General features: G+C 58.4%; 8 protein-coding genes and 2 pseudogenes. 2 read left to right on the top strand and 8 right to left on the bottom strand.

What is annotated here, in order from left to right; all coding sequences use genetic code 11:
• Positions 1–161, bottom strand: a pseudogene (locus K289_RS51230) (IS5/IS1182 family transposase); the annotation flags it as partial.
• Positions 162–172: 11 nt separating this feature from the next.
• On the opposite strand from K289_RS51230, the gene K289_RS0139545 reads away from it, so the two are divergent.
• Entirely contained in the window at positions 173–523 is a 351-nt protein-coding gene (locus tag K289_RS0139545) for a hypothetical protein (protein WP_027556387.1), read from the top strand.
• 58 nt (positions 524–581) lie between these two features.
• Here the strand turns inward: K289_RS0139545 and K289_RS49850 are convergent, their stop codons facing one another.
• Positions 582–827, bottom strand: a complete 246-nt coding sequence (locus K289_RS49850) for a hypothetical protein (RefSeq protein WP_198024881.1) — start codon at positions 825–827, stop codon at positions 582–584.
• 277 nt (positions 828–1,104) lie between these two features.
• Positions 1,105–1,338 carry a hypothetical protein gene (locus K289_RS0139540; protein WP_027556386.1) on the bottom strand — a complete coding sequence of 78 codons (234 nt, stop codon included), beginning with the start codon at positions 1,336–1,338 and terminating at the stop codon, positions 1,105–1,107.
• A gap of 205 nt (positions 1,339–1,543) precedes the next feature.
• Between K289_RS0139540 and K289_RS53295 the strand changes: the two are divergent.
• A pseudogene (locus K289_RS53295) lies at positions 1,544–1,858 on the top strand (LysR family transcriptional regulator substrate-binding protein); the annotation flags it as partial.
• A 16-nt stretch (positions 1,859–1,874) separates the two neighbouring features.
• Here K289_RS53295 and K289_RS52730 read toward each other — a convergent pair.
• Genes K289_RS52730 through K289_RS0139505 form a run of 5 tightly spaced genes read right to left on the bottom strand, consistent with a single transcriptional unit; the run spans position 1,875 to position 9,040 of the window.
• Positions 1,875–2,264, bottom strand: coding sequence for a hypothetical protein (locus tag K289_RS52730; RefSeq protein WP_035687785.1), 390 nt, complete (start codon positions 2,262–2,264; stop codon positions 1,875–1,877).
• Positions 2,265–2,289: 25 nt separating this feature from the next.
• A complete protein-coding gene (locus K289_RS0139520) occupies positions 2,290–3,423 on the bottom strand; it encodes a Wadjet anti-phage system protein JetD domain-containing protein (protein ID WP_245284136.1) in 1,134 nt (377 codons plus the stop codon).
• Between the two features lie 34 nt (positions 3,424–3,457).
• Entirely contained in the window at positions 3,458–6,898 is a 3,441-nt protein-coding gene (locus tag K289_RS0139515) for an SbcC/MukB-like Walker B domain-containing protein (RefSeq protein WP_027556383.1), read from the bottom strand.
• Positions 6,895–7,533, bottom strand: a complete 639-nt coding sequence (locus tag K289_RS0139510; protein ID WP_027556382.1) for a DUF4194 domain-containing protein — start codon at positions 7,531–7,533, stop codon at positions 6,895–6,897. Before K289_RS0139510 ends, K289_RS0139515 begins: the two co-directional genes overlap by 4 nt.
• A complete protein-coding gene (locus K289_RS0139505) occupies positions 7,523–9,040 on the bottom strand; it encodes a Wadjet anti-phage system protein JetA family protein (RefSeq protein ID WP_027556381.1) in 1,518 nt (505 codons plus the stop codon). Before K289_RS0139505 ends, K289_RS0139510 begins: the two co-directional genes overlap by 11 nt.
• Positions 9,041–9,192 lie beyond the last annotated feature (152 nt).

Raw genomic sequence — 9,192 nt, 5'->3', positions numbered from 1 at the left:
GGCTGCCCCGGCCCTGTTTGGCACACCGAACCAAAGCGCTCATCCAAAAACTTCCAGTCGATCAGCGCCGCCAACCGCACCAGCGGATGGCCCATATCGATGATTTGATCCAGCGCCGGAAGCAGCAGGTCTTTCTGGCGATCGTCCCGCGGTTTGCTCATCGCCCTCTCCAATGCCGATGACCCGCTGTCAGGGAATCACGAATCGCTCCAGAGCAAAATCCCAAAACGCCAGAAAGCCAGGTCCAACACCCAGCTTTCCTGCAAAATCGAATACCTTATCGAGACAAATTCTTTCTATCTTTCAGGCGGATCTGCATTCTTCACGAAGGACTAAGCAGAAGCGCTTCCGGCAGGTTGACAACCTGAATATTGCCGAGAACAATGCCTTCATCTTAAGCGACGCCGAAACGCGCAAGCTGTATGCGGCGGCGTATGAGCGTAGCAGTTCACTGTATTATGCCAAGAAACCCACCTTCGAAGAGATATTAGCCGAAATCAAACAGTGGGCCGACAAGCTCTAGACAGCCTCACAATTACGAAATTTGCCTTGCAGGCTACAGTCAGCGACTCGAGAATTTTCTAGGGAGCCAACCGTTCAGCGGATATGTCTTCAAATCCGCCCGGAACTCCAATTGACCCGTAACTGCCGGGATCGCCGTAGTTGCCCACATTTCCATAGTTTCCGTAGTTGACCGAACGGTGCGGTGAATTCCGCTGGTACAGCAACCGGTTTTCGAAGAGGGGCTCACCGAGGTAGCGGCCGTGCATATCGATAAAGATGCCCTGTCGCTCCAGATAATGGCCGATTTTGCCCGGTAGGCGCATGTAGCTGGCCGTTCACCAAATTGGCGATGTGTTGCCCTCGACTGTTGAAGAGATACTTTATTGGTCAACCTCCGTAGACGATACGACGACTAGGACGCGAACTTCCCGCACTCGACATAATTCAAGTCCGCAGCATCCTGGAGCCGGTAGTGGCCGTTACGAAGCATGTCGCGCCTGTTCGGGCTGCCAAGGCTAAACCGCATGTCGGGGTAAGCGGGCCCATCATGAAACAACTTCACCGCCTCCGCGATAACGAGGCTGGAAGCGGTGGTCCTAACTAAGGGAACAGCAACTGATTTGCCCGCAAGGTCGCGGCGGCCGCAGACGTCACCCGCGAGCTTCTGGTAGGCGCGTCGAATAGACCTCGGTACTTTATCACCCGACCGTCAGCGAGCGTCTCCTGCTTCGGCGTGAGATCGAGGTAGGCAAGTGTATTTTTGCCGGGCTCGAAAAATCCCTCCTGATACCATTGTGGCACGTAATGGTTGTTTCGCGTCTTCGACATGTCCATTTATTACTTTGCTCCATCATTGCAACGATCGGTCAACCACAGCCGCACAATTCGGCGGCGTTTTCGCAAAATAAATACAAGCAGCGGCGTGCGTTTCTATGATCGGAACGGCCTATCGCCGGTCGAGAACCTGCGAGCGGAACGTGCAGGCGATGTCCACAGAAGACAATGCGCGCGATCCGATGATTGCTTATGATTACGATACCTGACTGCCCTTGAGACGAAATCATGGCCGCTTGCGGACGGTTGCCGCAGATCGTTATCCCAGTCCAGTTCCGCAAGCGCATCAGCTGCGAAACATCGCGCGAGCATTGGATGGCAGAACCTGCTTTCTTCGTTGGAGAATCGTTACCCGTTTCTACAAACAAGCGTCACAGCTGATCTCAGCGTGCAGCTCGAAAAGTTGCTGCTCGACCGAGCGATCGATATCGCGTTCCTCGCCCAGCCACGAGTTCATGACCGGATCTCGATCGTACCCCTCTGGTCCGTCGACTATGTTTGGGTCGCTGGCAAAGACAGTCCCTTTGAGGGTCTTCTCAACTCCACCCGGATCGGTTCAGGCGCGACAGACACCGGGTTCCAGTCAGAACAACCGAGACCGTCTCAGCCACGCGAGTTTCAGCAACCGGTGGTTTTTCGAAGTCGAGCGCTATCCTGGCTCGCACGAGCCCTTCGACGACGTCTGAGCCATGACCGGTTATCTTCGACACACCGACGATGCCGCCAACGAAGCCGCGGGACAGCGACTTGAATTTGATGAGGTCGGCCTCCTCAAGTTGCTCGCAAATGGTACGGATGCGATCGAGACTGACGGGCTCAAGGCCCCCGAGGTTCATTTCGGAGGTAGGTACCCAGCCATCATTGCTGTGCCGCAGCCGGTGAAATGCCGAAAGGAGATGCGCTCTAATCCTGGCGTCCGACAACATTGATTTCCTCCTGGCGCAGCGCATCTTAGACTTCTGGCGGCGTCGGATCGAGCTCCTCCTGCTCCAGCCAATTGGCGCCTGGGTGCCGAAGATATGCGGCGAGATCAGAGATAGCCGATGAACCAACGTCGGAAGGCTGCCTTACCCGCTCGGCTGGCGGCTTCCCTAGTTTCTTGGCGATCGCCACAGACATCAGATGGGGTCGCAGTTCTCTCGCGAGCGAACTCTCGATCGTGCGGAATATCCAGACGCCGTCCGGATCAATGTCGGACCAATGGAAGAAGGGAACATCCGCGGGCAGTGAGGCGGCGAGCGCCTTCAAGGCGCCCTGCGTCGCCAACGACGGGTATCCTCCGACATAGATCGTTACTCCGGAACGCTGCGGATCCGCCTCAGCAACGTGACGGTGGAAGCTGGCAAAATTTTCGATTGTCAGGACGTATCGGGGCTGTCCACGAAATCTCAGTCGCGTGGCCTCTGCGGGAGGAATACCGAAATAAAGGGGGGCGGCGGCCGACAGTTCGGCCGTGTCGAGATCCAACCGCCCGGACAGCAACATCGGCGGAGCGAACTTCTCGAGGCCCAGCGTTCGTAGCGCATCCCTCGGACGAGCGGTCGGCGGAAGCTCCAATGCTCCGCCCAAGATTCTGACCACAGCTCCTTCGAGTCGCTCTAGTGCTTTGCTGTCCCCGGAAAACCGTCGGGAAAAGGTACGATAGTCGAGACCCGCATGACGACGTTCCAAGATCGCCTGGGCCATGACGAAGGCCGGCCTGAGGCGATCGACATCACCAAGCGAGAACCCTTGCCACTCTCGACCACGAGACCATGAGGCCCGAAGGGTTGCCAGCGATCCTTCGAACTGGACCGGCAGTTCCAGTCCTTGCAACAAACGCCCGGTCGCCTCGTCGGTCAGCTCACCGACCGGTCGACGCTTGAGCATCGCGTACAGCAGAGCGGGCTCTTCCAGCCTGACGTGCTTGATCTGATCGCTTTTGAGGCCCCGATCCCGCGTGATCTTGATAGCCCCCTGCTCCTCCGCCTCGCAAAGCTCCTTCCTAAACTTGTCCATCTGCACGACGTCGACGAACCTGCCATAGTCGGGATAGCCGATCGGCCGTTCCGCTCCTCCCTCGTGACGGTCGAGAAGATCGGCCATCAGCGCGCGTGCGTCGGTGAACCGCCTGGGCATCCTACTCGGCAGCCATCTTCTTGAGTTCATCGTCGGACATCAGATCGGGGTCCATGGACCGAAGCTCCTTTCGGGCCCGTTCCTTTAGCTCCACGACGGTCGCCCGTGCACTTTCCCCGATGCGATCCACCTCGACCACCGTATCGATGTGCTCGAGAACCGCGACGCGCTTCTCGTTCGGAGCAGCGATGACGATCTGTAGCCCGAGCTTCTTGTAGAAGCTCATCATCTGCCGCTGGTTTTTCCCATCCATCTTGGAGAAGGCTTCGTCGAAAATCGCCACCGACATGCCCGAAGGGCGACCGGCCCCTGACCTCCCGCTTCCATAGACCGAGGCAAGCGACGCTCCGATCGCCACGTAGATCGGCACCTGCTGCTCGGCTCCCGAGCCGGTCCCGCGGCGCGTCTCCCATCTCGTCGTCCGGCCGGACACGATATCTTCCATATGGATTTCGAAAGTAAAGAAGTTGCGATAGTCCTCGAAGACGCTGAAGTCCTTGTCGGGATCTTCCAGCAATGCTTCGATTTCCCGCAGCGTGTCCCGGTGCGGAAATTCTTCCGGCACCTCGTCACCCTTGAAAAGCATGTCGAGCGCTTCCGGAGACGTTTTGCTGATCTCGACGATCTTCAAGATAGGCTGAAACTCGACCAGACGGGTATGATGGAACGAATATCGTTCGTTGTGGAACGGATGATCGGTCAGGCCGTGATTCATCGCTGAGAGCTCGCGCTCCATCTTGCTGATCCTTGAGGTCAATGCATTGATGAACTCGCCGCGCAGCAGCGTCGCCGCCTTGTCCGCAGCTTCGCGCGCCTGGCGCTCGTAGCGCCTTAGCTCGTTCTCCTCCATCTCCTGGATCAACAACTCCACCCAAGGCTTGACCTCGCGCAGAGGCTCGCTTTCGGTCCCGACGGTGGAAACCACGCCAAATTTATCGAAGTAGTGCCCCAAAGCTTGCCGGACACGCCGTTCAATCCCGATTCGATCCTCATCTGCCCGGCTTGCCGCCTTCGCAGCCTCGATGGCGATAGCGCGATGGCGGTCCAAGACGAGCTTCGCGGAGAGGGCATCGAAGCGGGACCGATAAGAGCTTCGTCCGGAATTGCGGTCATAGAGCACGCGGTACTGCCCATACAAAGACCAAGCGACCTTCATTCCAAGCTTGGAGCCTGGGGTACTGTTGCCGGATTCGATCGTGTGGTTTGCGATATCGGCCGCCCTCGTATGTTTTAGGTACACTCTCTCCTGCGTCGTTCGCTCTTCTAAGCGGCGGCGTTTGAGATCAAGTTGAGCTTGCCTTTTCTTCCTCAGACCGCCGTCGCCGGCGCCGTCCAACGCAGCGATGCGCTGCTCGACCTCCCGACGGTCGAGCGTCGATTTTCGGTATTCTTCAACGATGCCTTTGAATGAAGGCTGCTTGTCGTCGAAGATTCGCCCGAGCTGCACGTGCGCCGTATCGGCAAGCCTCGCCGCGGCGTCCGACCGGGCGCAATCTTCCAAAAGCTGCTCGGCTTGTTCCTTCAGGTCGTGAAAAGCCTGAATCTGCGCTGCTTTTCCGATCTTGAAATCCGACGGCTCGGCGGCCCGGTGGGTGCGTACGAGCCCGTCATCGTAAAGGCCGTCGATCATCAGAGCCCGGCCTGGCTCGTTGAACTGAGCGATCGTCTCGGCCAGCCGAACCGTTCCGTGCCGCCTGATGATGAAGGCAATGGCATCGTGGTCGTCGGACTTGAAAAGTGTCGGGAACGAACCCGGCCGAGGACCGGGACCGTTGGGGTTCAGCTTGTTCAAGCTCACGAGCGATGCACGGCGGAATTCCCGCCGCCCGTCCTTGAACAGGGCGGTGGCGCGCGCCATATCGGAACGATCGACGAAGACAGCCTCTCGATCGCGCCCCAAGAGACCTTCGGCCGCCGCTGTCCAAGCGACGTCGGATAGTTCGACCAAATCGCAGAGAACGCGGGGCGACATTCCCGCCAGTCGGAGCTTGCGGCACAAATTCCTGGTGTCGTCGCTCAGGTGAACCGAGCCTTCGCCGCTCGAGTGCAGCCGAAGACGCTCCTCGAGGGAGCGCAGTCGTGCCCTCTCCTCCTCGACCTTGCGTATGAGGTCCCTGCGAGCCTGATCGACCCTTTGCAGCGACGTCCGATCGGAAGCGAGCAACCGGGATTCTGCATCCAACAGGAGATTCACAGGTCGCTCGACGGAGGCGTCCTTCGCCGCACGCGTCAGCCCGGAAATCAACGGAATAAACTCGTCAAACCCAAAGCCCTTCATCGCGCTCAGCGCTTGCAGGGACCGGACGGCATCGAGCCTGCGCTCGAACTCGATGGCAGCGCGGTTGATGGCCTGCGTAGCGGACGTCAACGATTGACCGAGCGTCGCACGTCCGGTCTTCGCATCATGCTCGGAGATCGCGATGTCCAACCTTCTAATTTCCGCATCGATCCCCTTCAACTCCTCACCGAGGAAGTCCATTTCCGATTTGGCCGCATCACGTTTCGCCGATTCCTCGTTGAATTTTGCCAGCTCGTTCGCGTAAGCGCCGCGTGCCGCGAACCAATCGGCGCGCTTCGAGATCCATTGTTCGCGGGCCTTTCGCTCATGGGATTCGGCTAGCTCACCAAGGATTCCTCGCAATCCGACCAGGGCTTCCAGCTTTTCGCGCATCGTCCGGATCGTGTCGTTGATGTTGCGATAGGTACGGATCGACTCCCGAAGCTCTCCCACCTTCATGTTGTTCTTTTCGAGGATGTAGTTACGCACAAATTCGGTCGCCGTCTGATCGTGATCGAGCGTCATCGCGTTGACGACGGCCTTTTGGAGCGAATTCGCGTTCTGCTCACCCACCACGGAGGCATGCGGAACCAGCTTACGCATGTATTCCCGAACATAGTCGATCGCCTTGTCGCGGTGGTTGACGAAGTTCTCCTGTCCTACCGCCGACACGATCCGACTTCGCACGTTGTCCCAGTCGGCCGGGAAGCGCTTGCCGTCCCGCACCTCGACGAAATCCTCGGTCGTCAGTATCTTGCCGGATACCACGAAGCGCCCGAGAACGGTCTCGTTCGTCTCGGATCGCCGAGCCTCGATCGCCATGCCGATCGACACCGGAGAGCGTTTTCCCTCGGTGTCCACAAATCCCAGGCAAATGTAGGTTCGAGCTTGGTCCCGCTTACGCTCATCCTCCCCTAATGCGCCGAGACAGTAGTCCACGACGGTTCGCTTGGAGGCGCTGCGGCTCTTTCCTTTGTCACTCGCTACCGCATTCAGGCGCTGGACGTTCCGGTTTCCGCCAGTCAAGACGACCTGAGCCATGTCGAGTATGGTTGATTTTCCGGAACGGTTCTCACCGAAGACGCCGGTGTGTCCTGCCAGATCGATGTCTTGGCTATCGAAGAGGTGCCATTGGACCATGGCCACGTGACGCAACTCCATCATGAGTCGTCTCCGTCCATCGACTGTGGAGCGCTTTCTTGCGATCGAACGTAACGCTCGATTCGCTGCAAAGCGTCCGATCCGCTGATCAGCTTTATCATGGGGCGTATTGCAACTTCGACGTCCTGCGCGTCGCCGTCGAACTCGCCGAGGTCCACCAAGCTGCGCTGAGAGGCTTCCTTCAGAATCTCTCGGAACCGCGAAAGCGAGATCGAGCTCGAAGCGTTGGGCTGAACCATGTCCTTGTAGCGGTCGAACAAACTATTCAACGTCGTGACGACTATGGCCCGGTCTTCGACGGCGCCAACGTTCACCTCGTCCTGCCAGTGGGCGGCCAGCACCAGGATGACGATGGTCTCATCAAGCTTCATGCGGGGCAGCGGCACATCGTCGCCCAGAGCCGTGATTCCGGCCCATTGCGCTTCGGTGTCGCGATGCACGCGGTACCCGCAACTGTCGAAGAACTCGTCGATGACCGATCTCAACCGACCATCCATGACCGTGTTGTAGATCGTGCCCGTCCTCGGATCGCCGGCAAAGACGAACTGGCGCCTCAGGAGGAAGTGCACCGCCTTCCTGAGATCGGCCGCCTTTTCCGTGCCGAGGGTCCGCTCGATGGCTTCGAATTCACTGAGCATGCTGCCGCCTCGTGGCAGCATGGCGCCTGACGATGAAGTTGGCGCAGCGTAGCCACTCGCTGTCGTGTGGAGGAAGATCGGAAGCTAACTCGAGCTCGAAGTGAACGCCTAACTCGGGGGGAATTTCATTGGTCAATGCATACCTTCGCGCAGTGTCAAAAGCCAAGAAATCGTCCACTGTCCTCAGCGTCATGAAACGGGCTTCTCTGGTGCCTGCGGCAGGCACCTGGGTTTCGAGGAAACGGCGGACATCCTCGGGGCCGGGTGAGATGCGGTCGATGTACAGCGAACGTAGTTTCTTGCGGATCTCGTAGAGCGGGTCGCTGGGCCAATCGCCCAGGGGCCGCAATTCGATGGGCTTACGTGGCTCGCGGCTCGGCGCATGGTGGAATTCCGACCAGGGGGATCGGAGTTGTTCGAGACTCCACTCAATTGTCGCGTTTGGATGGCGGCCGCGGGCAATGAGACCGTCGAGCCGACGAACCAGGTCGCCTGCTCGGCCCACCAATCCATGGGTGCCACGCTCGGCATACTTAATGGTGTTCCGGACGCGCGCTTCCAGTTGGCGACGGAAGGCCTCGATCCGTTCGAACATTTCGCCGATATGGCCGAATGTACTCTCGATCGCCAAGAGATCACCTTCGACGTCGAGGATCGCTTCGGATATGGATGGAGAAATGCTGGCGGATACATACTCTTCCGACAGGACCTGCATGGTTGAGGGCGTATGGGCGATCTTCCTCGCAAGATCGACGATGGTATCCCTGAAACGATACGGATGATTGAATGTCAGGATCGCCTCGAAGTCGCGCAACAGGAGTTGCTCAACGAACTCCTCGAAAAACGCTTCGAGCCGATCGCCGACCGTCTTCGATTCCATGACCGTACGACGGATCCTCTTGAGATCAGACAGTATGGCTCGAAGGCTTTTGGTGAACTGGTCGACCTGGTTGCGAGCTTCCCGGAGCGCCAGCGCGACTTCCCGTTGTTTCCGGTCGACTATTTGAGGATTGAGTTTCTCGACGGCTTCGAGGTTCACCCGGACGGTGACGATGAGCCCACCGAACCGTTGAGAAACGTCCTTGTTCAGACTGGCCAATCTTTGGATCACCAAGAGCGGTCCCATCGACATGTCGACGGTTACGCGCAGACCGTACTCCTCTTCTTCAAGCCATCCCCAAGCGATTAGTCGCTGGTAAAGCTGCCGGGCGATGAGGAGAGCCCGGTCAGCAGTCTCTGTCTTGATCTTGGCTACGCGTTTTATGCGCCGGCGCCCAGCCGAAACTATCTCCGGCAGTTGTTCGCCGAAATCGTCATTCTCGCTCCAGAGCGACGGATTGGCCCGCATCACATCGTAGATGGCGTGCGTGACTTCCTGCGGGGTTGGGTAAGCGGGAGCGCCCGAAAAGAAGCGCTCGTACAGGTCCAGCAAGATGAGGGAGTAAAGATGCTTGTGCTCTCGCGAAAACGCCAGAAATGCATCGTCATTGAGGTACCTGAATAACAAGGCTCACTCCCCCGGAAGTCGCCTTTTCCGGTAGGCTATCCTTCCGAACCCGTTCCCTTAGGGGATGTCCCGATCGCTGTTGAACTAGGTCGGGCCGACGTTGCCGGAATGAATGTTACGCGGCCCTCGTGACGTGGGCAACGGGGTTGATC

Origin of the sequence: Bradyrhizobium sp. Cp5.3, assembly GCF_000426265.1 — a bacterium.
Taxonomy (GTDB): domain Bacteria; phylum Pseudomonadota; class Alphaproteobacteria; order Rhizobiales; family Xanthobacteraceae; genus Bradyrhizobium; species Bradyrhizobium neotropicale.
The sequence above is the reverse complement of the archived record's forward strand: the minus strand, read 5'-3'. Positions and strand labels throughout refer to the sequence as shown.